This is a genomic window from Aeromonas sp. S12(2024), from assembly GCF_041402305.1.
Lineage (GTDB): Bacteria > Pseudomonadota > Gammaproteobacteria > Enterobacterales > Aeromonadaceae > Aeromonas > Aeromonas veronii.
Genome location: NZ_JBGLRB010000016.1, coordinates 62,117 through 86,223, shown reverse-complemented (window position 1 = coordinate 86,223; position 24,107 = coordinate 62,117). Strand labels below are relative to the sequence as shown.

21 protein-coding genes are annotated in these 24,107 nt (G+C 58.6%); 6 read left to right on the top strand and 15 right to left on the bottom strand.

Annotated elements, in window-relative coordinates; genetic code table 11:
• Positions 1 to 72 precede the first annotated feature (72 nt).
• Positions 73 to 1,350 (top strand): sodium:proton antiporter, encoded by a 1,278-nt coding sequence (locus tag ACB035_RS15525; RefSeq protein WP_021231596.1) that lies wholly within the window; start codon positions 73 to 75, stop codon positions 1,348 to 1,350.
• 506 nt (positions 1,351 to 1,856) lie between these two features.
• Entirely contained in the window at positions 1,857 to 2,033 is a 177-nt protein-coding gene (locus tag ACB035_RS15520) for a hypothetical protein (protein WP_005340085.1), read from the top strand.
• 155 nt (positions 2,034 to 2,188) lie between these two features.
• Here ACB035_RS15520 and ACB035_RS15515 read toward each other — a convergent pair whose 3' ends face one another.
• Entirely contained in the window at positions 2,189 to 2,686 is a 498-nt protein-coding gene (locus tag ACB035_RS15515; protein WP_069529746.1) for a GNAT family N-acetyltransferase, read from the bottom strand.
• A 128-nt stretch (positions 2,687 to 2,814) separates the two neighbouring features.
• Positions 2,815 to 3,636 (bottom strand): HDOD domain-containing protein, encoded by an 822-nt coding sequence (locus ACB035_RS15510; protein ID WP_129504839.1) that lies wholly within the window; start codon positions 3,634 to 3,636, stop codon positions 2,815 to 2,817.
• 169 nt (positions 3,637 to 3,805) lie between these two features.
• Here ACB035_RS15510 and ACB035_RS15505 point away from each other — a divergent pair, with 169 nt between their 5' ends.
• On the top strand, positions 3,806 to 4,072 hold the full coding sequence (locus tag ACB035_RS15505; RefSeq protein WP_005348674.1) for a hypothetical protein: 267 nt from the start codon (positions 3,806 to 3,808) through the stop codon (positions 4,070 to 4,072).
• 72 nt (positions 4,073 to 4,144) lie between these two features.
• On the opposite strand, the gene aphA is transcribed toward ACB035_RS15505, so the two are convergent.
• Together aphA and ACB035_RS15495 are read right to left on the bottom strand one after the other, a co-directional pair.
• Entirely contained in the window at positions 4,145 to 4,864 is a 720-nt protein-coding gene (aphA, locus tag ACB035_RS15500) for an acid phosphatase AphA (protein WP_371167626.1), read from the bottom strand.
• Between the two features lie 106 nt (positions 4,865 to 4,970).
• Positions 4,971 to 5,645, bottom strand: a complete 675-nt coding sequence (locus ACB035_RS15495; protein WP_371167639.1) for an ATP-binding protein — start codon at positions 5,643 to 5,645, stop codon at positions 4,971 to 4,973.
• Between the two features lie 166 nt (positions 5,646 to 5,811).
• Here ACB035_RS15495 and ACB035_RS15490 point away from each other — a divergent pair, with 166 nt between their 5' ends.
• The 3 genes from ACB035_RS15490 to ACB035_RS15480 all read left to right on the top strand — a co-directional run bounded on the left by ACB035_RS15490 (position 5,812) and on the right by ACB035_RS15480 (position 8,355).
• Positions 5,812 to 7,131 carry an MFS transporter gene (locus ACB035_RS15490; RefSeq protein WP_371167625.1) on the top strand — a complete coding sequence of 440 codons (1,320 nt, stop codon included), beginning with the start codon at positions 5,812 to 5,814 and terminating at the stop codon, positions 7,129 to 7,131.
• A 138-nt stretch (positions 7,132 to 7,269) separates the two neighbouring features.
• Positions 7,270 to 7,992, top strand: a complete 723-nt coding sequence (locus ACB035_RS15485) for a MarC family NAAT transporter (protein WP_371167624.1) — start codon at positions 7,270 to 7,272, stop codon at positions 7,990 to 7,992.
• Between the two features lie 159 nt (positions 7,993 to 8,151).
• Positions 8,152 to 8,355, top strand: a complete 204-nt coding sequence (locus tag ACB035_RS15480; RefSeq protein WP_005340062.1) for a hypothetical protein — start codon at positions 8,152 to 8,154, stop codon at positions 8,353 to 8,355.
• A 132-nt stretch (positions 8,356 to 8,487) separates the two neighbouring features.
• On the opposite strand, the gene tldD is transcribed toward ACB035_RS15480, so the two are convergent.
• From tldD to ACB035_RS15425, 11 genes are all read right to left on the bottom strand, one after another.
• The gene (gene tldD, locus ACB035_RS15475; RefSeq protein WP_042052567.1) at positions 8,488 to 9,936 is read right to left on the bottom strand and encodes a metalloprotease TldD; all 1,449 of its coding nucleotides are present in this window, start codon (positions 9,934 to 9,936) and stop codon (positions 8,488 to 8,490) included.
• A gap of 133 nt (positions 9,937 to 10,069) precedes the next feature.
• On the bottom strand, positions 10,070 to 10,888 hold the full coding sequence (locus ACB035_RS15470; protein WP_371167623.1) for a carbon-nitrogen hydrolase family protein: 819 nt from the start codon (positions 10,886 to 10,888) through the stop codon (positions 10,070 to 10,072).
• Positions 10,889 to 10,913: 25 nt separating this feature from the next.
• Positions 10,914 to 11,234 carry a Dabb family protein gene (locus tag ACB035_RS15465; protein WP_371167622.1) on the bottom strand — a complete coding sequence of 107 codons (321 nt, stop codon included), beginning with the start codon at positions 11,232 to 11,234 and terminating at the stop codon, positions 10,914 to 10,916.
• Positions 11,235 to 11,268: 34 nt separating this feature from the next.
• Positions 11,269 to 15,162: a YhdP family protein gene (locus ACB035_RS15460; RefSeq protein WP_371167621.1), complete on the bottom strand. Its 3,894-nt coding sequence runs from the start codon at positions 15,160 to 15,162 to the stop codon at positions 11,269 to 11,271.
• Positions 15,163 to 16,632, bottom strand: a complete 1,470-nt coding sequence (gene rng / locus ACB035_RS15455; RefSeq protein WP_005340056.1) for a ribonuclease G — start codon at positions 16,630 to 16,632, stop codon at positions 15,163 to 15,165.
• Between the two features lie 95 nt (positions 16,633 to 16,727).
• Positions 16,728 to 17,315, bottom strand: coding sequence for a nucleoside triphosphate pyrophosphatase (locus tag ACB035_RS15450; protein ID WP_005340055.1), 588 nt, complete (start codon positions 17,313 to 17,315; stop codon positions 16,728 to 16,730).
• A 2-nt stretch (positions 17,316 to 17,317) separates the two neighbouring features.
• Complete coding sequence (mreD, locus tag ACB035_RS15445) at positions 17,318 to 17,803, bottom strand: rod shape-determining protein MreD (RefSeq protein ID WP_005340054.1); 486 nt, start codon at positions 17,801 to 17,803, stop codon at positions 17,318 to 17,320.
• Positions 17,803 to 18,693, bottom strand: coding sequence for a rod shape-determining protein MreC (gene mreC / locus ACB035_RS15440; protein ID WP_005340053.1), 891 nt, complete (start codon positions 18,691 to 18,693; stop codon positions 17,803 to 17,805). The genes mreD and mreC overlap by 1 nt, the downstream gene beginning before the upstream one ends.
• 42 nt (positions 18,694 to 18,735) lie before the next feature.
• Positions 18,736 to 19,776 carry a rod shape-determining protein gene (locus tag ACB035_RS15435; RefSeq protein WP_005340051.1) on the bottom strand — a complete coding sequence of 347 codons (1,041 nt, stop codon included), beginning with the start codon at positions 19,774 to 19,776 and terminating at the stop codon, positions 18,736 to 18,738.
• A gap of 204 nt (positions 19,777 to 19,980) precedes the next feature.
• Positions 19,981 to 23,661, bottom strand: coding sequence for a DUF6701 domain-containing protein (locus ACB035_RS15430; RefSeq protein WP_371167620.1), 3,681 nt, complete (start codon positions 23,659 to 23,661; stop codon positions 19,981 to 19,983).
• Complete coding sequence (locus ACB035_RS15425) at positions 23,658 to 24,083, bottom strand: MSHA biogenesis protein MshP (protein WP_111900315.1); 426 nt, start codon at positions 24,081 to 24,083, stop codon at positions 23,658 to 23,660. Before ACB035_RS15425 ends, ACB035_RS15430 begins: the two co-directional genes overlap by 4 nt.
• Between the last annotated feature and the right edge of the window lie 24 nt (positions 24,084 to 24,107).

Below are 24,107 nucleotides of genomic sequence, written 5' to 3'. Positions count from 1 at the left end.
GCCCGAGAGTAACCTATGCCCGTCCTGCATAGGGATACGTGCTTGCTGTCTACCAACGAGAAAAAAATAACTATGAGCGTCTACTACACACTCTGTTTTCTGGCAGCGTTGGCGATTTTTATCGCCTTTGCCAACCAGTATGTTGTGAAGATCCAGACCACCATCGCCATTACTGCGGGCTCCATGCTGATCTCCGCACTACTGGTGCTGTTTGGCAAACTGGGTTGGTTCAATCTGGAACCTCTTGCCGTCAAGACCATGGAGAGCATCGACTTCCAGAACTTCCTGCTGAAGGGGATTCTGGGCTTCCTGCTGTTCGCCGGTGGCCTCGGCATCAACCTCAAGGCGCTGCGTAGCCAGAAGTGGGAGATCACCATTCTGGCCATCATTGCCACCCTGCTCTCCACCTTCCTCATCGGCTACGGCTTCTGGTTTATCGCCAAGCTGCTGGGCTGGGAGTTGCCGCTGGTCTACTGCATGCTGTTCGGCGCGCTGATCTCCCCCACTGACCCGATTGCCGTACTGGCCATCGTCAAGAAGATGAAAGCGCCACCCCAGATCGCCATCCAGATCGAAGGGGAATCCCTGTTCAACGACGGTGTTGGCCTCGTCATCTTCGCTACCGTGTTTGCCGTCGCCTTTGGCGGGGTCGAGCCCACCTTCGGTAGCGTGGCCGGTCTGTTCCTGCACGAAGCCCTCGGCGGCATCCTGTTCGGCGCCGTGCTGGGCCTCATCGCCCACGTGATGATCAGCGCCACCGATGACGGTTCATTGGAGCTGCTGCTGACCCTCTGCATCCCGACCGCCGGTTTTGCCTTTGCCAACATGATCGGCGTCTCCGGCGCACTGGCCATGGTGGTCACCGGCATCATGATCGGCAACTGGACCCGTCACTCCGGCTTCTCCGAGCAGAGCAGCCATCACCTGGATCACTTCTGGGAGTTGATGGACCAGTTCCTCAACGCCCTGCTGTTCCTGCTGATCGGTCTGGCGCTGGTACTGCTGGATCTCGCCTGGCGTGACTGGATCCTGCTAGTCATTGCGGTACCGCTCTGCCTGGGCGCCCGCTTTATCAGCGTGTCGCTGCCCTATGTGGCTTTCCGCCGATTCCGCAATTACAACACCTTCTCGGTACGGATCCTCACCTGGGGTGGCCTGCGCGGTGGTCTGGCGATGGCGATGGCACTGGCACTCCCCTCCGGCGTCATGATGATCCCGGAACATGGCGTCGATCTGCGTCAGGTCATCCTGGTGATGACCTACTCGGTGGTGATGTTCTCCATCGTGGTGCAAGGCATGACCATCACCCCGATGATCACGGCCGCCAAGAAGGCCTGTGGCGACTACTGAGTCGGCCCACTGTGCTGATTGCAGAATGAGAGAGGGCTCCCGTCGGGAGCCCTCTTTTTATGGCGGATAGATGCGAATATTTGCTGCTGATAGCCCCTTGATTACACAGAGGAAAAGCGTACTGACTTCAACATCGGCAAATTATTGTTTGCTTTTTATTCATTTCGAGGAGAGAATGCGCGCCGGCTAGTTAATCAGCCCTGTTTATGTTTACCCTGCAATGCTTCACCTCACGATGAATCCTGCCAGTACCCGCATAACCTTCTTCTGATTTACTCGCCTTGAGAACCGTCAGGCTGTCTGCCTGCGTTGCCCGGCTCTCACGGTGCAGACCCGATCTGCCCACCCAATTTGATTTATGCATCAGCATATTCCTTGAAAGTGCAGACGCCCCTTAACCGGGCTGGGTATTCCTGCGCGCTTGTCGTTCACCCAATCGACCGCGCCCATTGACCTGACATTTGCCAATACAAGGAGCAAACACCTAATTTATATAGAGAAATACCATGATGAAAGCAGTACAAACACACAAGCCCCTGCGTCGCAGCAAGCCCATCAACCTGCCTGTGCAAGAGCACGACAATGATGCGTTTCTGATCCAGTTCAGCACCCGCTTCAGCGGCGGTTTCGCCATCTCCTGTGATGGTATCGCTGGCGAGTTCTCCATCGAAGACCTCAACTGATCCTGCCTGCCCTCCGGCAGCGCCCGATGCAGACAGGCCGCAACTCACGGCGGCCTCTTTGCTTCTCTCTCACGCCTTTAGCCAGACCCGGCCTCTTGCTTGTCACTCAGCCTGACAGCTACCTCGCCATTCGCTTTCCTGCTCTCTGACCTTGATCACTGCTCCAGCAGCAGGCACTCATCTGCATCTTCGCTCAACTTGACCAGTCGACTGCGCACCAGCCCCAGCTTGGCCAACAGGCCGATGGAACGCTCGTTGCCCGGAGTGACGATGGCAACTACCTGCCCGATCCCCAACCGGCTTTTGCCATCGGCAAGGGCGGCCTGCGCCGCTTCAATGGCGTAGCCCTGACCGCGATATTGCGGCAGGAAGGCGTAACCGATATCGACCTGCTCCAGGGTATCGCGCTTGATCAAACCGCAGATACCGAGGCTGGCACCGTCCTCCTTGCGCTCCACCAGATAGAGTCCGTGACCATAGCGGGCATAGCTGACCGCCGGCCCCTGCTGGATATACTCCTGCGCCTGCTCCAGGGTGCGAATGCCCCGATCGCCGATGTAGCGATAAAAGTCGCCGTCATTGAGCAGCTCAAGGATGAAGGGGGCGTCGGTGGCGATCATTTCGCGCAGGATCAGACGGGAGGAGGCAATCATGGCAAGGGCTCTCAAACGGAAAGTGAAGGGCAAAGAGTGCCCCGTCACTCCAGGGCTGGCAAGCCTGTGGCGCCATCAGCCATGAAAAAGGGGCCGCGTTGGCCCCTGATGAGATGAGATAAACGGGCTCAGGCGGCCAGCAACCCGGCGTAGCCATTACCCTGCTCACGCAGCGCAGTGAACTGGGCGGCGCAATCGGCCCAGCTCAACCCCAGCGCATCTGCCACCTTGTGGGGCCACTCGGGTGGCGCCTCTTCCCCCACATCGGATTGCGCAGCCAGCACGATCGCCAGATGGATCAACCCGGCCTCGGGAGAGAACTCCTTGGCCAGCATGGGGTTGTAGTGATACTCCACCGCATTGCTGATGGTCTCGGGGAACTTCCAGTAGCGTGCCATGGCCGCCCCGACCTGGGCATAGTTGAAGCCGACCACCAGCTCTTCCGCCTTGGCCCGCCCCTTGTGCAACTCCAGATCGTGGATGTGATGGACGGTGTTTTCCGGCAGGCCCACATGCATCACCAAGCGGCCGAGATCGTAGAGCAGGGCGCAGGTAAAGACCTCATCCCCCTTCATCCCCTTCTTCACCGCCAGACGACGGGCCAGCTCTGCCACGTTGAACACGCTGCCCCAGAAGTGTTTGAGGTCAATGCCGGGCACCGCAGTGACCGATTCGGTGAGCCCGCAGGCCAGCACCATGTTGCGCACCATCGCCAACCCCAGCCGCACCGCGGCCTCATTGACGGTGCCGATCTGGCGACTGCTGCCGAACTTGGCCGAGTTGGCCAACCGCAGCAACTTGGCGGAGATGACAGGGTCCTTGTTGATCAACTTGCTGATCTTGAGCAGATCCGGATCCTTTTCATTGAAGGTCTGGATCAAATCGCGCATCACTTCCGGGATCTGGGGCAGTAGCTTGGGCTCGGCCAGCAGGGAATCTATCGTGGGCATAGGCGTGTCCATCCATGTTATCTGTGTTCCAACCTGTTTGCCTTGGCAAACTCCTCCTAATTATGGGTAACAAATGGCCTCCCCATCGGATTGTTTATTCGCTGGTCATTCAAGGTGTTAGTCACATTCAGGCTATACTGGCCGCCACATTCACTGTTGCGGATATCCCATGAACGACACTCAGGAATTTTTTGATGAAGACGCGCTGCTGGAGATGGTGGAGAACCAACTCAACGACGGTCACCCGCCCCATGTGAAGGCGACCCTGATGCGGCTGGTGATGAAGGGCACCCCGCGAGAAGAGGCGCTGCAATATATCGCCTGCGCCCTCGGGGCCGAGCTGATGGCGATGGAGGCCGATCAGGGCCCCTTCAATCTGACCCGTTACGGCGAGTTCCTCGACAGTCTGCCCGAGATGCCGTGGGCAGACGACTGACCCGAGCTGGATGACGGATGCAAAAAGGGCGGGTGCCAATGGCCCCGCCCTTTTGCATGGATCCGCTCCGGATCAGAACTGGGAGTTGATGATCACCTCTTCCCCCAGCGCCCCTGCCAACGGCAGTGGCCGATAGCTGGAGTTGGCGGCCCGCAGCAGACGAATGCCGCGAATGCCGACCTCCTGCGCCGCCTTGATATCTCCATCGGCGTCGCCGTAGAAGAGCTTCATCTGCTTATCCTTGAGCCACTGCACCTTGGTGTTCTGACCCGGCTGATCACCGGCGAAGATCACCGGATTGAGCTGGTCGGCCGGAATATTCATGGTCTGCTGCAAGGTCTGGCTCACGGTTTCGGTCTTGGTGGCCGAGCGGCCGGTGACGAAATAGATGTGGTCACCGCGCTTGAGATGCATGGCGATGAGCGCCTTGCCCACCTCTTTCGGCATGCTGAACGCATCCCAGCCATTGTTCATCTTCTCCCAGAAGGCGGGGTTCTTCAGATAGCTCTCGTCGTTGGGCGAGAACTCCTGCTTGCCGCGATAAAAACCCGGGCTGGAGAAGAGCAGGGTATCGTCGATATCAAACCCGACCGCCATCGGGGGCAGGCCATCCAGACTCTTGGCAATCTGCTCCACTGATACCCAGTGGATCGGTGCCTGCTGGGCCAGAGTGACGGTGGTGACACCGGCAGGGGTCGGCTGAACGGTAGCGGCTTGACCCGCGACGGCAGGCAGAGAGAGGGCAGCAGCCAGCAAGGAGGCAAGCAGCGCCGGACGAGAGACGTGTTTCATAAGGCAGGTTGTCATCTTGAATCAAAAGAGGGGGCCAATAGTGCCCCCATCCCGCCCTTCAAATCTGTGAATGCTCCTGCAAAAGGGAGCATTTGACGCCCAATAATTAATCCTTGATTGGCAGCAGATCGGTAAAGACAAAGCCGTCGCGCAGCACTGTCTCGCCGACCCGAATGCCGAGCGGACGGGAGAACATGGGGCCATCATAGGCCAGGGTGTGAAACTCGCCATTCTCGCCGCACGGATCGACCCCTTCCGGCAACGCCGCCAGCAGTGCCTCGTCAAAATCGTGACCACCCAGGCTGGCATCCAGCTTTTTCGGGTCGAGAGCACTGATCCGCGCCTTCAACCCAGCGGCCACCATCTGCGGCGCCAGTTCACGGGTATTGCTGCCCCACAGCGGGAACAGTGGTTCGATGCCGGTGCCTGCCAGCTGCTTTTCACGGTAGGCGCGCACATCCTCGAGGAACAAGTCGCCAAAGGCCATATGGCGGATCCCTTGTGCCACCACATCGGCGATAAAGCCAGTCATGATGCGGGCGTAATCCTCGTTGCTGCAGGGCCAGGGCAGATCGATGGTGATGAGAGGCAGCCCGACGCAGGCGGCCTGCTCGGTCAACAGCTGCTTGCGCACCCCGTGCATCGCCACCCGCTCGAATGCCTGATTGAGGGTGGTAAACAGCCCCACCACTTCAATGGCGGGATCTTGCCGCAACTGATGCAGTGCCCATGCGCAATCCTTGCCACTGCTCCAGGAGAGCAGTACCCGTTTCTTTTCCATCATTCCTCCGCCAGCGGGGCATTCGGATTGCCCCAAAAAGATGCAAGACAGTGTTGCGAATTGCGCGATTTACACACAAGAGGCAGGCAGCATACTCTCGATCACCTGTATATGCCCCTTGCACGGGGTGACAATAACTAAAAAAACCGATGGGAAACATACGGATATGACCACGACCACACAACAGCACGATCACGCCCGCCCCCTCAATCGACAGGATTACAAAACCCTGAGTCTGGCTGCCCTCGGCGGCGCGCTGGAGTTTTACGACTTCATCATCTTCGTCTTCTTCGCCGTGGTCATCGGCGAGCTGTTCTTCCCGGCCGACATTCCCGAGTGGCTGCGCCAGTTCCAGACCTTCGGCATCTTCGCCGCCGGTTATCTGGCCCGCCCGCTTGGCGGCATCATCATGGCCCACTTTGGCGATCTCATTGGTCGCAAGCGGATGTTCACCCTCAGCATCATCATGATGGCGCTGCCGACCCTGTTGATCGGTCTGCTGCCCACCTATGCGGTGCTCGGCATCGGCGCCCCCATCGCCCTGCTGGGACTGCGGATCCTGCAAGGCGCCGCCATCGGCGGTGAAGTGCCGGGCGCTTGGGTGTTTGTCGCCGAGCACGTCCCTGCCCGTCGAGTCGGGGTCGTCTGCGGCACGCTCACGGCGGGATTGACGGCCGGCATCCTGCTCGGCTCCCTCATCGCCACTGCGGTCAACAAGAGCCTGACCCCGGCCGAAGTAAGTGACTGGGGCTGGCGAGTGCCCTTCCTGCTGGGCGGTATCTTCGGCATCGTCGCCATGTACCTGCGTCGCTGGTTGCACGAGACACCGGTCTTCGCCGAGATGCAAGCCAACAAGACCCTGGCCGATGAGCTCCCCCTCAAGTCGGTGCTGCGCAACCACAAGAGCAGCGTGGTGGTCTCCATGCTGCTCACCTGGCTGCTCTCCGCCGGTATCGTGGTGGTGATCCTGATGACCCCCACCTATCTGCAGAAGGTCTATGGCATCAGCCCGGCTGACGCCCTGACCGCCAACTCGCTGGCCATAGTGGCTCTGACCCTCGGCTGCATCGTCTATGGTCGACTGATCGACCTGCTGGGCAGCGGTCTCACCTTCATGTTCGGCTCCCTGCTGCTGGCGGGCTCCAGCTACGCTTTCTATCACGGTCTGGCGGCCGGTACGAGCCAGCTGGTGCCGCTCTACATGCTGGCGGGCTTTGCGGTCGGGATTGTCGGCGCCGTGCCTTACGTGATGGTCAATGCCTTCCCGCCGGTGGTGCGCTTCTCCGGTCTGTCGTTCTCCTACAACGTGGCCTACGCCATCTTCGGTGGCCTCACCCCGATGGCGGTGACCCTCTGGATGAAGAGCGACATGCTGGCCCCCTCCCACTATGTGGTGAGCCTGTCGGTGCTGGGTTTCGCCATCGGTCTCTGGCTCTGGTTCCAGCAACGGGCCATCCGGCAGCAACAAGCGCCGCAAGCGGCCTGACCCGAACAAAAAGCCCCGGTATCTGCCGGGGCTTTTTTGTACTGCTTATGTTCAGTTTCGCCAGCATAAGATAGCCTCCCTCTGGGGCCTGCCACCCGCGTCGCCCCATGACTTCCAACTCTTTATCCGAGGCTCAAGATGTTCTTTCAGGTCGTATTACTCACCTTGCTGGCGCTGCTGCCCATGGTCAACCCGCCCACCACGGCCACCCTGCTGCTGGGACTGAGCAAGGGGATGTCGCGCGAACACGTGCGCCGTCAGGTCAATCTGGCCGCCATCTATCTGTTCTGCACCCTCTGCATCACCTTCTTTATCGGATCCTCGATCCTGGATCTGTTCGGGATCTCCATTCCGGGCTTGCGCCTGGCCGGTGGCCTCATCATCGGCTTTATCGGCTTTCGCATGCTGTTCCCCGCCCCCAGCCAGCAGAGCGGGGTCGATATAAACCAGAGCATTGCCTTCGTACCGCTCACCATGCCCAGCATGTGCGGGCCGGGCACCATGGCACTGGTAATAAGCGGGGCAGCCCAGATTGCCGAGCTGCCTGATGAGTACAACCGCATCACCATCTACGCCGGTGTGGTAACGGCGTTTGCCCTGATGAGCCTGATCAGCTGGGGAGTATTGAAGCTGGCGGACCCGGTCTGCAAGATCCTGGGCGCCACCGGCATCGATGCCATGACCCGCATCATGGGCTTCCTGCTGGTCTGCATGGGTATGCAGTTTTGCATCAATGGCATCAAGGAAGTGGCACAGGATCCGGTATTCCACGGCGGCCAGACCGTGCAAACCGCACCGGCGCAACCAAAGGCTGCCGGCACGTTTGATCAGTTGCCGCAAAAGCCCACCGGCTCTGATTGAAAACGGTATCAAAAAGTCCCTGACGATCTGCACTGATCTTGTTCCTGATCATGTTATTGACACACAAATGAGTTAGTTTGTTTTTCATACAGACTGTATTCAGATGGACGCTGATAGGTTTGTTGATGAATACCCACTCAACTTCAGGAGAGTATGCAGATGGACAAGATGCTGACCGAAATAGGGAGCCATAGCCTGTTTCACGAGTACCTGAACGTGGTTGGGATTGCGAGCCCATCCCTCGCCAAGATCGAGCAACGCTGGGAATATAAAGATCAGGAGCAACTGGTTGCCAAAATCCAGATCGACAAACAGGGTAACGCTCGCTATTTCATCGACGCCCGCGCCATATCCGTCAACTGATACCGCATAACCCGCCAGCCCCGGTCCAACGACCGGGGCTTTTTGTTGCCTGTGGCTCCCTGAATAGCAAAACCCCGGCAAGAGCCGGGGTTTGAATGCGTCGGGTTACGCTGCTGCGCAGCTAACCCAAACCTACGAAGTGCCACCCACGGTGAGCTGGTCCAGTTTGAGGGTGGGTTGGCCGACACCGACCGGTACGCTCTGCCCCTCCTTGCCGCAGATGCCGACACCGCGATCCAGCGCAAGGTCGCTACCCACCATGGAGACCTGGCTCATCGCCTCGGGGCCGTTGCCGATCAGGGTTGCGCCCTTGATGGGAGCGGTAATCTTGCCATCCTCGATGAGGTAAGCCTCGGAGGCGGAGAAGACAAACTTGCCGGAGGTGATGTCCACCTGACCGCCGCCAAAGTTGGGAGCATAAATGCCCTTCTTCACCGAGGCGATGATCTCGGCCGGATCGTACTGACCCGCCAGCATGTAGGTGTTGGTCATGCGCGGCATCGGCATGGCGGCGTAGGATTCGCGGCGACCGTTGCCGGTGAGCGGCACACCCATCAGGCGAGCGTTCTGTTTATCTTGCAGATAACCCTTGAGGATACCGTTCTCGATCAGCACGTTATAACCACCCGGCGTCCCCTCATCATCGATGGAGACGGAACCACGGCGACCCGGCAGGGTACCATCATCGACGATGGTACAGTGCTTGGAGGCCACCTGCTCGCCGATGCGGCCAGCAAATGCGGAAGATCCCTTGCGGTTGAAATCCCCCTCCAGACCATGACCTACCGCCTCGTGCAGCAGCACGCCGGGCCAACCGGAGCCCAGCACCACCGGCATGGTGCCGGCTGGCGCGTCGATGGCTTCCAGATTGACCAGCGCCTGACGCACCGCTTCACGCACATAGCCAAAAGCGCGGCTCTCCAGCCCGTCCAGTTCGAGGAACCAGTCGTAACCAAAGCGCCCGCCGCCACCGGCACTGCCACGCTCGCGGCGATCGCCCTTCTCGGCAATCACGGTCACCGACAACCGCACCAGCGGACGCACATCGGCGGCCAGGGTGCCGTCGGTAGCGGCCACCAGCACCTCTTCGTAGACGCCGCTGATGGAGGCCATCACCTGATTGATGGCGGGATCCAGACTCCTGGCGAACTTGTCCATCTGCTCCAGCAGGGCAATCTTCTGGTGCTTGTCGAGGGTCTGCAGCGGATCCATGGCCGGATAGAGCAGGTTTGCGGAGGTTCTGGCCCATGCCTTCACCTTGCCGTGAGCACCGGCAGCGGCGATGCCACGGGCGGCAGTCACCGACTGTTGCAGCGCCAGCAGGCTCAGCTCGTCCGAGTAGGCAAAGCCGGTCTTCTCGCCGCTGACGGCGCGCACCCCCACACCCTGATCGATGTTGTAGCTGCCATCCTTGACGATGCCATCTTCCAGCATCCAGGACTCGTGCCAGCTGCGCTGGAAATAGAGATCGCCGAACTCCACCTGATGACTCATCAGGCTGCCGAGCAACTGCTGCAGGCGCCCTTCGTCGAGGTCGTTCGGGGCCAACAGGGAGGCACTAACCTGGCTCAATAGACTCAATCTTCTTCTCCACTCTCGTAGCGAGCTGTTTTAAATCGTCTTGCCGACGGGTTGGCAACAAGCCACACCATCACAACAAACGGGCATGCTCCAGCACGGGCAAACGGCTGCGTTTCAATTTTTCACCACACCATCAGAGCAAACGGGCGTGTTGCAGCACTGGCATGGTGCGTTTCAATTCGTCGATAAGCCCGGGCTCCATCTTCACCAGCACGGTGCCGCACCCGGACTCTTTGCTCGCCAGCACCCGACCCCAGGGGTCGATCACCATGCTGTGGCCCCAGGTCTGGCGCCCCGTCTCGTGGGTACCGCCCTGATTGGCCGCGACTACGTAGCACTGGTTTTCGATGGCGCGGGCCCGCAGCAGCGGCTCCCAGTGCGCCTCGCCGGTCACGGCGGTAAAGGCGGCAGGCACCAGCAACACACGGGCACCGGCTCGGGCCAACTGACGGTAGAGCTCGGGAAAGCGCAAATCATAACAGATCGAGAGGCCGAGGGGACCAAAGGGAGAGTCCACCACCACAGGCCACTCGCCGGGGCTGAATGTCTCCGACTCACGGTAGCGACCGTGATTGTCCGCCACATCCACGTCGAACAGGTGGATCTTGTGGTAGTGGCCCCTGAGCTCACCGCTTGGGTCAAACACCAGCGAACTGGTGTGGATATGGTCGGAATCGGCGATGGTGGTCGGCATTCTTGTCGGCATAGCCCCGGCCACCAGCCAGATGCCATAATCGCGGGCCCATTCAGCCAGCTGCTGCTGGATCGGGCCCTCACCTATGGCCTCGGCCCCATCCAGATAACCCTGCCGTTCGCCAAACAGGGCAAAGTTCTCCGGCAACAGCACCAGCAGCGGCCGCTCTTTGGGCAAGGCGGCCAGCTCGGCGGCGATCTGCTCCCGGTTATCCTGCCAGTGACGGCCAGATACCAGCTGTATTGCGGCTAACCACATGACGTTCTCCTTGTCGCTTGGGCCATCAGATGGTGACAGCATCACCCGCCTGCAGGGTGTAATCCAGCACTATGATGCGCGCCAGCACCGGGCGGAAGATGGCCTTGAGGGCATCGTGATCAGGATGGGGCAGATAGCGCTGGCGGGCAGCTTCGTCGGCAAAGGTCATCAGTACGCTGTGGGTAAAGCCACCATCCCTCCCCTCCGGGCTGTCATTCTCCCCCCACTCCACGGCGGTCACGCCGCTGACCTGATGGGGAATGGCGAGAAAGGCGGTACGCACCGCATCTATCTGGGCAGGCTGGGTGCCCGGTTTGAAGGCGATCAGCAGGATATGTCGGATCATGGCTCACTCCTTGTGATGGTGCCGGGCCGCTCGTTCAGCGCTGAGCGGGCCCCGCATGTTTGGGGCTCAGCAGGAAAGGGGTCACCTCTTGGGTCGGCAGGCTGGGAGCAACGGCGTCAACCGCCTCTTTCTGCTGCTGGTTGAGCTTGATGCGCGCGCGATCTCGTCCCGCCTCGATCAGCTTGGGTGCGTCGAGCGGGCCCGAGATGCGAAAATCGATGCGGGTCACCACATCCACCACCGGCTCCAGCAGTTTGGAGAGGGCCAGCACATAGAGACCCGTGACCGGCGTGATGGAGAAAGCCGCCACCACCGGCAGGGTGCCCCCCAGATTGGGGGAGAAGCTCAGCTCGTAGTCGAGCTGCCAGCGCACCAGATCGGCGATCCCCTCGCCGCGCAGGTTGCCTGCCGCCCCCTTCATATAGAAATCATCGTTGCTGACCTGCCCCTGCTTGATGGTGGCAGAGGCGGACATGGATTCGAAGTAGAAACCCTTGTCGAACACATCGCGAAAATCGAGGCGCAGTTTGCGCAGCAGGGAGTCGAGACTGAGCAGGGAGAGCAGCCGCGCCCCCTTGTCGTTGACCTCCCGCAGAGTGCCGCCCTCCAGCTGATAGTTGGCACTTCCCCCCAGAGTCGGCAGGCTCGGGCGATAGGGCACATCCTGCCAGTTCAGATCAAAAGCGAGAGATCCGGGGGCATCGCCGATGGGCGAGGTGTAACCGAGCCGCTTGAGCAGCAGCTCGCTGTTGTTGCTGGTCAGCTTGCCACGGGCACGGGTCTGCATCCGGTTGCCATCGGCCAGCCAGTCGACGCTGCCGGTGAGCTGACTACCCGCCAGCCGCACATCCAGCCCCTTGAGTGTCACCTTGTTGGCGCCGGGCACCAGCTCCCCTTTCACTTCACCAAGAGGTAGCTCGCCAAAGCGGCAATCGACACAGCTCACCTTCAACCAGGGGATGGATGCCATGATGGCGTTGTCCTGCTGCGCATCGGGATCCGGGCTGAGATCCGAACTCTTGCCGGACCAGTAGATGCGGGCAAACTTGGCATCCACCGGACGATTGGCTACTGCAGGCAGGCGGATCACCCCCATCACGTCGGGGCTGTCGATCATCACTTCGGTCGCCTGATTGGTCGGCCCCACGGTGAAACGCGCCGCCTTGAGGGTGGCACTGCCGATATAGGCGCGAGCCAGTTGCCCATCCACCCACCACTCCTGCGGTAGGAAGGCGGGGCCGACCACCGCATTGCCGGTCTGGTTCTGCGCTGGCAGCCACTGCTTGAGTCGCGCCAGCCAGCCGCCCACATCGGCCTCCTGCTGGTTGATGGCAAGCAGCATGGGAGCATCGCGCATTACCCGGGCGCCCGGCTGACCCACATCGACCCGCACCCGACTGAGATAAGGCACCCCTTCGCCGTAGACCAGTCGGGTCTGCATATCCACATCCGCCCCCAGCACGGCACGAATGTCGGCGCTGCCATCTCGGCCACGGGCGATAACCTTGAGCGGCAGCCGGCTGGCACTGTTCTTGGCCAGTGGCAGCGGCAGATCCAGCCCCATCCCCTGCAGGTTGGAGTCGAGCGCCAGCTGGAAGCTGAACGGCTTGCTGTCGGGCAGGGTCAACCCGAGCTTGCCGCCCCAGTTACTGCGGCCGTTGAGAATGCCGAATGAAGAGATGGCGGCGGGTTGGCGGCGGCTATCCCACTGCCCCTTGAAATCGAGGTCGACCTGATAGTGATCCGGATGCTGGCGCCCCTGATAGTCGAGGGTCAGCGGCTGGTTCCACAGGCTCGCCTTGAGGTTGTTGAAACGGGTCTGCTGGTTGTCATATTCAAGGCGCCCCTGCACCTTCTCCAGCGGCAGATCCAGACTGGCGACCCGCACCTTGTTGTTGCTAAAGGTGGCATCGCCGCTCGCCTTCACCTCGCTCTCGCCATCGAGAGGAATATCGAGCTTGACCGATCCTGCCATCGGGCCGCGGATCTCGATCTCCCGCAGCGCCTGTCCCACCGAACTGCCCAGCGGGGAGTCCTGCAGGTAGTCGCTGATGGCCTTGCCCTCCCCCTGCACCTTGGCATCCACATAGAGGTGGGCGCCGGGGGAGAGATCCGGGATCCAGGCATGCACCGAGTCGGAGCTCGCCTTGCCGAGTTTGGTGGATCGGCTGCGCATATCGAGACCGGCATTCTGGAACAAGAGATCGATCTGCAGGTCGGTAAGCGGTTGCCAACCGGGGAAGAACTCGTAGGTGGCCTGCTCCAGCGGCACCGCCACCTGGAAGATGCCCTTGCCGTTGTCGTAGGGGAAATCCCGAAACTCCCCATACCAGAGCAGGTCGGCCCCCTTGGCCTTCCCCCCCTTGATGGCGCCGCTCAGGTAATCCACCAGCCCCTTGTCCATCGCCTGCAGCGGGAAGTAGCGATCCGCATGGCCCGCATTCTTCACATCGATGCGACCGGTCAGGGCGAGGAAAGGGTGCTCGAACAGATCGAGGCGGAAACGGCTGGCCAGGGTCAGATCCGGGTTATCCAGCGCGATATCCTGCCCGTAGAGCACCCAGCCCTGTTCCTCGCGCCACCAGTCGAGGCGGGCCGAGAAGTTGTCGACCGGGATCGGCATCTTGAAGTGACGGGTGGGATCCACCTTGTCGTTCGCCAGCGCCAATCTGGCGCTACCGCCGGTCGGGGTAAGCCAGAACTCGCCGTTGAGATCCTGCATCCCGGGTATATCCTGCCAGGCCTTGAGACGCACCTTGCTGAAGCGACCACTGAGGGAGAGATCCTGCCAGTCGGCGTTGGCCAGCAGCGTCAGATCCTGCACCGAACCCTGCGGATTGGTCTGGCGCAGGGTCTCGCAGAGTGTGGGGTAGAGCGCCGAGACCAGCTGACTGATCTGGGTGATCTTGTCGAACTCTATGCTGGGCAGATAGCCCTGCACCCGATCCCCGATCCGCTCCAGCTGCAAGCGGCTCTGCAACCAGGGTTTGCCATCCAGCTTGAAGGTGACGTTGTGGCTGGCCAGCTGCCAGTCGGTGCCCTCACGGCGCAGCTGGATCTTGCCACCATCGAGACCGAAACGGTGCATCTCCCCTTTCTTGGGATCCTTCCAGATCAGGTAGTTGGAGCCGAATGCCAGCAGGGTATTGCCCAGCTTGCCGCTGTCAAACTCGCTCCAGAGCTGAAAGTCGAGCTGACCGGCAACCTTGGGTTCGCCCGCATGGATTTTGGCCAGGGTCGGGGTGATATCGAGCTGGCGAGCCCCCAGATAAAGCTGACCCTTGAGGCGATCGAGCCGGGCAGTCGGGGCGTCCACATCCAGAATCAGATCGAGGGTGCTCTCGCCCACCCCGTTGATGAGGTAAGCCTTGCCGACCCCCTGATGGCGCTTGCCACGGTTCTGCCAGCGCAGTTGGGCGATGTCGAGGGCGCGCAGATCACCGAGGGAGGTGGTGACGCTGAGACGGGTGTTGTGCACATCGAAGGTAGAGAGCTGGGTCAGCAGAAAGCGCAGCAGGGCGCCCTGCTGGGGATCGCCGGAGGGGCTGTCGTCAGCCGGTTGGCGCAAGTCGATGGTGATATCGCCATCGCTCAGGATCAGCTCGCCAAACACCGGCTTGAGCTCGTTAATGGTGCGCCAGAAGTCGAGGTGCACCCAGGCTTTGCCGAGCTGTACGGCAAAACGCCCCGAATCCGGGGCGATGGCGAGTTGCTGCAGCTCGAGGGCGGGCCCGGACTGTGTCCAGTCCAGCCCCACTTGCTCCACGCTGACCTTGAGTTGTGAATCACCCAGCAGAGTGTGGATCAGACTCTCCCGGTATTGATTCAGCAAAGGGCCCCCGACCCGTACCAGGGTGACCAGCATGGCCATCAGTACGAACAGGACCCCCAGGGCCAACCAGCCCCGACTCAGCCAGCGATAGACCAATTACATCATCACCACGTCGAACTGCTCCTGACCGCAGAGGGGTTCGCTCACTACCCGCACCTGCTTGCCGATAAACACTTCCAGCTCAGCCAAACTGTGGGACTCCTCGCCATGGAGGTAGTCGGCCACGGCCGGGGCCGCGTAGACGGTGAACTGATCCGCATCGTAGGCACGATTGACCCGGATGATCTCCCGCAGGATCTCGAAGCAGACCGACTCCACCGTCTTGACCCGGCCGCGTCCCTTGCACTCGGGGCACTCGGAGCAGAGCACATGCTCCAGACTCTCGCGGGTGCGCTTGCGGGTCATCTCCACCAGACCCAGCTGGGAGAAGCCGTTGACGTTGGTCTTGGCACGATCCTTTGACAGCGCCTGCTCCAGACTGTGCAGTACCCGACGGCGGTGATCCTCGGACTGCATATCGATGAAGTCGATGATGATGATGCCGCCAAGGTTGCGCAGGCGCAGGTGACGGGCGATGGCCGCCGTCGCCTCGACGTTGGTATTGAAGATGGTCTCTTCCAGATTGCGATGGCCGACAAAGGCGCCGGTGTTGATATCCACCGTAGTCATGGCTTCGGTCTGGTCGATGATGAGGTAGCCGCCGGATTTCAGCTCTACCTTGCGCTCCAGCGCCCGCTGGATCTCGTTCTCCACGTCGTAGAGATCGAAGATAGGCGACTCGCCGGGATAATACTCCAGCTTGCTGGCCAGCTCAGGCACGTACTCTTCGGTGAAGCGCTTTAGCTGATCGAAGCTCTGGCGGGAGTCGACGCGGATCTTGTCGAGCTCGGCGCCGACAAAGTCACGCACTACCCGAAATGCCAGACTGGGATCCTCGTAGAGGATCTTGCAGGGTGGATACTTCTGTTTGCGCTCGAGGATCTTGCGCCACAGACGCTTCAGGAAGGCGGCATCCTGCTCCAGCTCCTGCTCCCCCACCCCTTCGGCGGCGGTGCGGATGATGTAGCCACCCAGCTCGTCCACATAACCAGCTACGGTGCGCTTGAGGCGCTCCCGCTCTGCTTCGGACTCGATACGTTGGGAGACACCGACGTGGGCACTGCCCGGCATAAAGACCAGATAGCGGGATGGCAAGGTGATATCGGTGGTGAGACGGGCACCCTTGGTACCCAGCGGATCTTTCACCACCTGCACCATGATGTCCTGCCCCTGACGCACCAGCTCGGCGATGTTGCCGACCTGAAACTGCTCCTTCTCCTTCACCGCCACACATTCGGTGTGCGGCACGATGTCGGAGGCATGGAGAAACGCCGCCTTGTCCATGCCGATATCGACGAATGCCGCCTGCATGCCGGGCAGCACCCGACTGATCTTGCCTTTGTAGATATTGCCCACGATGCCGCGTTTGGCCTGACGCTCTACATGCACTTCCTGCAGCAGACCGTTTTCGACCAGAGCGACCCGGGTTTCGGAGGGGGTAACGTTAACCAGCAGTTCTACCGACATAAGTAACCTTGCCTGTTCCAGTTTTGAATTCTATAGAGCCAATCCGGTACAACGCGCGCAAGGGAGAAACGCAGCAGAGCACAGCTGACGGGAAATTATTTGAGCTGTTCCAGATGATGCTTGATCAGCAAGTCTGTCTCCAGCAGGGGCAGGCCGACCACGGCGCTATAGCTCCCTTCGATGCGGCTGACAAACTTGCCGGCAATACCCTGAATGCCATAAGCCCCGGCCTTGTCACAGGGCTCACCAGTCTGCCAGTAGGCCTCGATCTCGGCCTCGTCCAGCTTGCGAAACGCCACGTTGGTGGTGACCAGACGCACGTCACAACGATCCTTGCTGGCCAGCGCTACCGCCGTCATCACCTGATGCACCTTGCCGGAGAGGGACTCCAGCATATCCTTGGCATCCAGCAGATCGGACGGTTTCTCCAGTACCCGGTCGCCCAGCACCACTATGGTGTCGGCGCCAAGCACCGGCAACGCCGTCGGCGCACACGCCACGCCCGCCATCGCCTTGTCACGGGCGAGGCGGCAGACGTAATCCTGCGCCTTTTCACCCTCTTCCCGCTGCTCGGGCACATCCAGTTTCAGCACCTCGAAGCGGTAGCCAATCTGGGTCAGCAGTTCACGGCGACGGGGAGAAGCCGAGGCGAGATAGAGTTGTGGTTCGTTGTTTTTGTTCATATTTACCTGATATTGAAGCGGCGCCGCACCTTGCGCAGCACCAGAAACACCCAGGGCCATATTAGCATCGTCGTCAACGTCGACCAAAAGTAGGAGAAGTTGAGACTGGCCTGGCTGAACAGATGCTCGGCCCAGAATACCGTCATTTTACCCACCAGCGAGAGGCCACCGATGATCAGTGCCTGCTGCCAGAGGGAGAAGTTGCGGATCTTCTGGAACTGGAAGGCCGCCAGATAGGTGGTGATGGCCATCGCCATCGCCCGCACGCCGAGGGTACTGCCAAGCAGCACATCCAGCAGCAGGCCCGCCACCCAGGCGGTGCCGACGTTGGTCCGGTGCGGCAAGGCCAGTGCCCAGTAGATGAGCACCATGGCCAGCCAGTCCGGGCGGAAGGGGTCAAATTCGAAAGGAAGCGGCAGGATCGACAGGCTCAAGGCCAGCAGGATCGAGATCCAGATCCAGATCCTGCCGCTGGCGGGTTCTAGCATCAGCGGGTGGCTCCTGCGGCGGACGCAGCGGGAGCCGCCCGTTCGCCATCCTCATCATGTACTTCAGGCTTCTTGTCGGTCCACAGCAGCAGCAGATAACGCAGTCTGTCCAGCTCCACCAGCGGTTTGGCCTCGACCTGGGCGAAGGGCTTGCCCTCCACATACTCGGAGCGGGTCACGGTCGCCACCGGATAGCCTTCCGGGAAACGGCCACCCAGACCCGAGGTGACCAGCAGGTCACCCACCTGAATATCGGTGTTGCGCGGCAGGTTGCGCAGCTCAAGCTTGTCGAGTTCACCACTGCCGGAAGCAATGGCGCGCAAGTCGTTGCGCAGCACCCGCACCGGAATGCCGTGGCTGGAGTCGGTGATCAGCAGCACGCGACTGGTGGTGGAGCCCACGTGGAGCACCTGACCAATCACCCCCTGATCGTTGATCACCGCCTGACCGTTGTAGACGCCATCCAGCGCCCCCTTGTTGATCAGCACCTGATGGCTGAAGGGGTCGGAATCCACTGACAGCAGCTCGGCCACCATCTTGCGGGACTCCTTGTGCACCGGCGAACCGAGCAGCTCACGCAGCCGCTGATTCTCGTGCTCCAGCTGATCCATTTTGAGCAGACGGGCACGCAGGGTGAACAGCTGTTGCTCCTGCTGCTTGGTCTGCTCGATGAGATCGGCGCGGGTCTGCACCTGGGTCGACATGGTGTCGAGCAGGGTGCCGGGCGCATTGGCCATGTATTGCAGGGGACTGACTAACGAACTGAGGTAGACGCGGACATGGGTAAACACACCGAAGCGGGAATCCGCGACGATGGCAGCGATGGAGATGATGACGGCGAGAAACAACCGTAACTGAAGCGAAGGGCCTCTACCAAAAATGGGTTTCATGGGTCGTCAAAAAAGAGCCGGCACGCTGGCCGGCTTTGGGTCTTATTCGTAGTGGAACAGATCGCCACCGTGCATATCGATCAACTCCAGCGCCTTGCCGCCGCCACGGGCCACACAGGTGAGGGGATCTTCGGCCACGACGACAGGAATGCCGGTCTCTTCCATCAGCAGACGGTCGATATCTTTCAGCAGTGCGCCACCACCGGTCAGCACCATGCCGCGCTCGGAGATGTCGGAAGCCAGTTCCGGCGGAGACTGCTCCAGCGCCACCATGACGGCAGCCACGATACCGGACAACGGCTCTTGCAGCGCTTCCAGGATTTCGTTGGAGTTGAGAGTGAAGCTGCGCGGTACACCTTCAGCCAGGTTGCGGCCACGGACTTCAATCTCGCGCACCTCTTCGCCCGGATAGGCGGAGCCGATCTCGTGCTTGATGCGCTCGGCAGTCGCTTCACCGATCAGGCTGCCGTAGTTGCGACGGACGTAGCTGATGATCGCTTCGTCAAACTTGTCGCCACCGATACGGACTGACTGGGAGTAGACCACACCGTTCAGAGAGATGATGGCCACTTCAGTGGTACCACCACCGATATCAACCACCATGGAACCGGTCGCTTCGGATACCGGCAGGCCGGCACCGATAGCAGCAGCCATAGGCTCGTCGATCAGGTAGACCTCGCGGGCACCGGCGCCCAGTGCGGACTCCTTGATGGCGCGACGTTCAACCTGGGTTGAACCGCACGGTACACACACCAGCACACGCGGGCTGGGGCGGAAATAGTTGTTGTCGTGAACCTGTTTAATGAAGTGCTGCAGCATCTTCTCGGTCACGTAGAAATCGGCGATCACGCCATCTTTCATCGGGCGGATTGCGGAAATGTTGCCCGGGGTACGGCCCAGCATCTGCTTGGCGGCATGACCGACAGCAGCGACCGATTTGGCGTTCCCGCGCTCTTGGCGAATGGCGACAACTGAGGGTTCGTTAAGGACGATCCCTTGATCTTTTACATAGATCAGGGTGTTGGCAGTTCCCAAATCGATCGACAGATCGTTGGAAAAGACGCCTCTGAGCTTTTTGAACATGGCTACGGGAAATCCTAAGAATTTGGAGGTGCAGAAAACCGGCTAACTTTACCAATGCCCACCCCAATGGGCAAGCGCTCAAACTGTCGCCAATCAATCAGGCGCGACAAAAATGCGAGTCATCACTCACTCGGACACGCTTGCAAACACTAATAAACAAGGATTTAGGGGGATGCTGTTGAGTCAGCCCCCCTTTCACATCATTCAGTGCAATACTTCGCGCCGATAAATAATTCTGTCATTACCCCGGCTGGAGCCGAAAATGGCCTCACCTTGCAGGTTGCCGTCATTGGCACTCGTTGGGTCAGACAACCAGAGGGGCTGCGACGGCTGTTTTGCCAATTCGACCTTGTAGGGGATGCGCACCGAGATGTCCGGCTTGGCAAAGTGGAACAAGATCTCCCCATCTTTCGCCAGTGCAGCATCCCCACCCGGTGCAGAACTACCCAACCCCAGCTTGATCTTGCGGCCCGCCCCCAGATTCAGCTCGCGAGTCGCCGCATCAAAGGTGTGACTCGGATTAAGAAAAATGAACCCCTGATTGGCCAAAGAGAGCTGGGTACATTGATCTTCCTTGTTTTGCAGCCAGTTGCCCCCTTCGTAATATTGCATCTGCAGTGGAATGGCCAGCGGCGCCGAGGCCAGGCCCGCCGCCGTACCAGCCTGCAGGCGGCCGTACAACAGCTTTTGAGTACCCAGCAGCACCGCATTACACCCCGACCCGGAACATGACCCAGCGACAGCAGTATTCATATTTGGATTAGCCAACAGTGTATTGCCGCCATCCATATCATCGACTTTGAGACCAAAGCTCAACGTGGCGAAAGGTGCTTCTGGACTCGCAGCACGATCAAAGCGGGTATTCAGCCCCAAAGGTGACTGCTGATTAACGCTCGCAATACCACTTGCCCAGCTGAGCGAGGGAGATAGTGTAATACGCTTGTCACGCGCAACCCCATCCAGAGCATTGGCAGCCACCATCTCAGCAACCCCTTTAGCGAACGCCCCCTTATAGTTCTCTGTCGTCCCTTTCTGCAGATTGCGTGCAGTGAGGACAAAACCGCTGGCAAAGGGCTGGCTCATATATGTAAAGGCATTGCAGGCAGGCGTGATAAAGCCATTACTCAAACTGTAATCCCAAGGGACAAAACGACCGATGGGTACGCTCCATCGCAACACAGTCTCAAGTTGGGGTAATTCATCCTGATAAGCGGGATAAGGCACAAAGTTGCTGACGCCTAACCGGATCACCCCTACCTCAGACCAATTCGCAGTCACGTTTGCTACCCCGCTCGCCAACGTGATCGTGGTTGGCGAAAATGCTCCGCTGACGCCCGTTGTCGGCGCTAACAGGGCCCAAGAGAGCGTTTTATTACTGGTAGTAAACCCTGGGGTTAACTGATCCTGAGTATTGACTGCACTGGCTTGTAAAGTAAAAGGCTCGCCCGCTTTGCGATAGATAGGACAAGTGGCATAAGTACTGTCGTTATTTCCCGAGCACACACTCTGTCCTTGAGCCTGGAGTGCGATCGCTTTGGGAATCACGGCAACGGTATCACTACCGGTCAACTTGAGGGTGCCTGTGACATCATTCTTAAGGAAAGTAGTATCCAGTCGCAACACACCGGCATCCGGATATTGCAACGTCAACTGGCCAACTCCATTGCTATCGAACGATACGTTAACGTTCCCACTTGGCGATATTGTGCTGCCATTGATCGTCGGCACTGCATTGCTGGCAGTATCAGACACGACCTTGGTAGAGCCGAATTGCAGGGTCTGATTTCCTGTCAATAATGGAACGCATACCTTGGTTGCTCCAACATCGCTGGATTTAATGGCTCGAATCGTCGAGTTTGTTGAACTACCGGCATAAAAGGTGGAGAAATCAAACTGCAGAGCAGCATCGGAAAAATTCATAGAACAACTGCTATCAAGCACACCATCGCGATAACAACGTAATAACGCCGAGGGATTTGCGCTTGATAACCCAATGACAACACTCTTGGCAGCCAGAGAAGATAATGTGATATCAGCTGTTCCTGAACTACCCAAGCTGACTGGGTTACTACTCCATCCGTTGCTCGGCGTCATACTGACACTGGCATTACCTTTATAAAGTTGGCTACAACTGTTATCAAGACACGCGGCAAGCCGAACCTGTGCGGGTTCACACGTCAATGAGGAAGAAGGATAATAAACCTCATAATGGTCAACAACCGCCGTAGCTGTACATTGGAAAGATTGGCTATCGATGCGCGAGTTATTGCCTAACACCACGGATTTACCATTCACGCGCCCCATTAAATATGAAGCAGAAGATAAGTTAATAGTTTTAGCTGAGCTATCTGCTTGATAGACCATCCCGGATAGGGTTGAACCATTGGCTAAATATGCACTATCATAAACAACCATCAGTAACTTACTGATGTCACCGGAAATATTTGAGCCAGGACTGTTAATGTAGCTAGCCGATCCCATATCGAGATTTTTAACAAATATACGAACCGGGCCATCAACAATGATCGATGTATCATTATTCATCTTCAATGTTTCGATCCAGTAATCGCCAGCGGCCAACTTCACCGTATAATCTCTACCACCACGCCCACTTCCCAAGTCAAGAACTTTAATGCTAATACCCGAGTTCTCGATATTTATTTGTGACTGATGAGCTGTGCTAATTGTCCCAAACTGATTGCCCTCTACGGCAGTGAGAAAACGCGTTTCGGCAAAACCAACGGAAATGTTACTACCTGCACTTAATGGAAACCGGGAAGAGGGAGCGCCAGACCAGCCATTTACCATACCTGCAGCAACACAAGCGCTATTATCACAGTTTAGACCAGATGTACCTTTTATCTGACCATTAGGACCGTATCCAAGGCGCCCCCCTTGAGAACCAAATAACTGCCCTGCCGTATAATTCGTATTCCCTGAGAAGTCAATTCTGTCGCTACTTTCTCGACCTTGGGCTGGATAAGGAAAAACCTGTGTACATAAATCATCAAGTACAGGAATATCATTTTTAGGCGTGTAACGCAGGATCATATCATCCCAGCTTATATCATCCCTATCTCTGGCATTTACTGTTTCGATCCATAATTCGTAATTACCAGCAGCAAGCTCATAGTTTATATTCCAATTGACATCCCCATTGCTATTGAAGTAATAAACCAATGGTGTATATGCACTACCAACTGGACGGATGAACATGCGTGAACCGTTATTCACGCCCCAATCACGCAAGTTATATAACGTGAGTGCATTCAATTGTGACCGCTTATTAAGCGTGAATTGATACAATATATAAGTACCGTTTGGCGCGGGGGGATACCAGCGAGTAGCATCAGTATTCTCACCTATATGGGAACGTTCAATAAAATGGAACGCTGTCGTAGCACCATTGGTTACCAACCTTATATCTTTGAATGAAAAGTCATCCCAGTCTCTACAATAAGGGTCATACGCCCCCCAATAGTACCCATTTGAAAAACAACCACCCCAAACAGCCATCTTGTACTCACCGGGGTTTAGCAACCATCCGCCATAACGAGATACCCTATCCCGTGAATAGTCATTAGCCCTCTCATTCAGCACTACATTTCCTAGGCTGTCCCAAATAACAAAATTAGCTCCTGCATCCAAACCAGTAGCGCTCTCAAGCCGGAGCTCGGATAAGGTCACAGGGTGACTAATATAAAAATGGATAGGGTTGACAGGTATGTAAGCCGAAAATCGAGTCGAAACCAAGGTAGTTGGACGAAGGGCATTACTTGTATTATCACCAATCAAAAACTGTCCAGGTAAAACAATATCTGCTCGAGCCAACTGAGAGACCAAAAGCAGCAGCCATAGCAAAAAACACTTCATTTTTTGGCTCATATCTGGCCTCCATCATAAGCTTCGACCATCAGGGTTCGGCTCACGGCAAAATCAGGGTTGGCACTGTTAAGGTCCGAGCTGCCACAGGTTCCGACACTCTCGAGACGATAGCCATTGGTCACAGATCCGTTGTAGGTCACCGGCACCGTGGCGCAACGAACCACAGCCTGACAGTTGGTCAGCCCTGGATTGCTGGCAAAGCTCAGTGGGCTGCTTGCCAGGCAGACCGCTGGGGGGGTCGGTTGGGCAAGCGTGCGCTTGGGGAACAACCGATAAAGCGCCACTTCCAGCCCGCTCTGGGCGGCCAGCAGGGCCCGCACGCTGCGCACCTCCACGGTATTTTTCTCACCGCTATCGACCAGAAAACGGCCCATGGCAGCCGCCAGCAGTGCCATCACCACAATCACAAACAGGGCGATCATCAAGGCACTGCCTCGCATCCGTCC

What these genes read in the sequence shown, in the direction of transcription:
- ACB035_RS15525 (WP_021231596.1), top strand. Translation starts at nt 73, where the DNA reads ATGAGCGTCTACTACACACTCTGTTTTCTGGCAGCGTTGGCGATTTTT.
- ACB035_RS15520 (WP_005340085.1), top strand. Translation starts at nt 1,857, where the DNA reads ATGATGAAAGCAGTACAAACACACAAGCCCCTGCGTCGCAGCAAGCCC.
- ACB035_RS15515 (WP_069529746.1), bottom strand. Translation starts at nt 2,686, where the DNA reads ATGATTGCCTCCTCCCGTCTGATCCTGCGCGAAATGATCGCCACCGAC.
- ACB035_RS15510 (WP_129504839.1), bottom strand. Translation starts at nt 3,636, where the DNA reads ATGCCCACGATAGATTCCCTGCTGGCCGAGCCCAAGCTACTGCCCCAG.
- ACB035_RS15505 (WP_005348674.1), top strand. Translation starts at nt 3,806, where the DNA reads ATGAACGACACTCAGGAATTTTTTGATGAAGACGCGCTGCTGGAGATG.
- aphA (WP_371167626.1), bottom strand. Translation starts at nt 4,864, where the DNA reads ATGAAACACGTCTCTCGTCCGGCGCTGCTTGCCTCCTTGCTGGCTGCT.
- ACB035_RS15495 (WP_371167639.1), bottom strand. Translation starts at nt 5,645, where the DNA reads ATGGAAAAGAAACGGGTACTGCTCTCCTGGAGCAGTGGCAAGGATTGC.
- ACB035_RS15490 (WP_371167625.1), top strand. Translation starts at nt 5,812, where the DNA reads ATGACCACGACCACACAACAGCACGATCACGCCCGCCCCCTCAATCGA.
- ACB035_RS15485 (WP_371167624.1), top strand. Translation starts at nt 7,270, where the DNA reads ATGTTCTTTCAGGTCGTATTACTCACCTTGCTGGCGCTGCTGCCCATG.
- ACB035_RS15480 (WP_005340062.1), top strand. Translation starts at nt 8,152, where the DNA reads ATGGACAAGATGCTGACCGAAATAGGGAGCCATAGCCTGTTTCACGAG.
- ACB035_RS15470 (WP_371167623.1), bottom strand. Translation starts at nt 10,888, where the DNA reads ATGTGGTTAGCCGCAATACAGCTGGTATCTGGCCGTCACTGGCAGGAT.
- ACB035_RS15465 (WP_371167622.1), bottom strand. Translation starts at nt 11,234, where the DNA reads ATGATCCGACATATCCTGCTGATCGCCTTCAAACCGGGCACCCAGCCT.
- rng (WP_005340056.1), bottom strand. Translation starts at nt 16,632, where the DNA reads ATGTCGGTAGAACTGCTGGTTAACGTTACCCCCTCCGAAACCCGGGTC.
- ACB035_RS15450 (WP_005340055.1), bottom strand. Translation starts at nt 17,315, where the DNA reads ATGAACAAAAACAACGAACCACAACTCTATCTCGCCTCGGCTTCTCCC.
- mreD (WP_005340054.1), bottom strand. Translation starts at nt 17,803, where the DNA reads ATGCTAGAACCCGCCAGCGGCAGGATCTGGATCTGGATCTCGATCCTG.
- mreC (WP_005340053.1), bottom strand. Translation starts at nt 18,693, where the DNA reads ATGAAACCCATTTTTGGTAGAGGCCCTTCGCTTCAGTTACGGTTGTTT.
- ACB035_RS15435 (WP_005340051.1), bottom strand. Translation starts at nt 19,776, where the DNA reads ATGTTCAAAAAGCTCAGAGGCGTCTTTTCCAACGATCTGTCGATCGAT.
- ACB035_RS15430 (WP_371167620.1), bottom strand. Translation starts at nt 23,661, where the DNA reads ATGAGCCAAAAAATGAAGTGTTTTTTGCTATGGCTGCTGCTTTTGGTC.
- ACB035_RS15425 (WP_111900315.1), bottom strand. Translation starts at nt 24,083, where the DNA reads ATGATCGCCCTGTTTGTGATTGTGGTGATGGCACTGCTGGCGGCTGCC.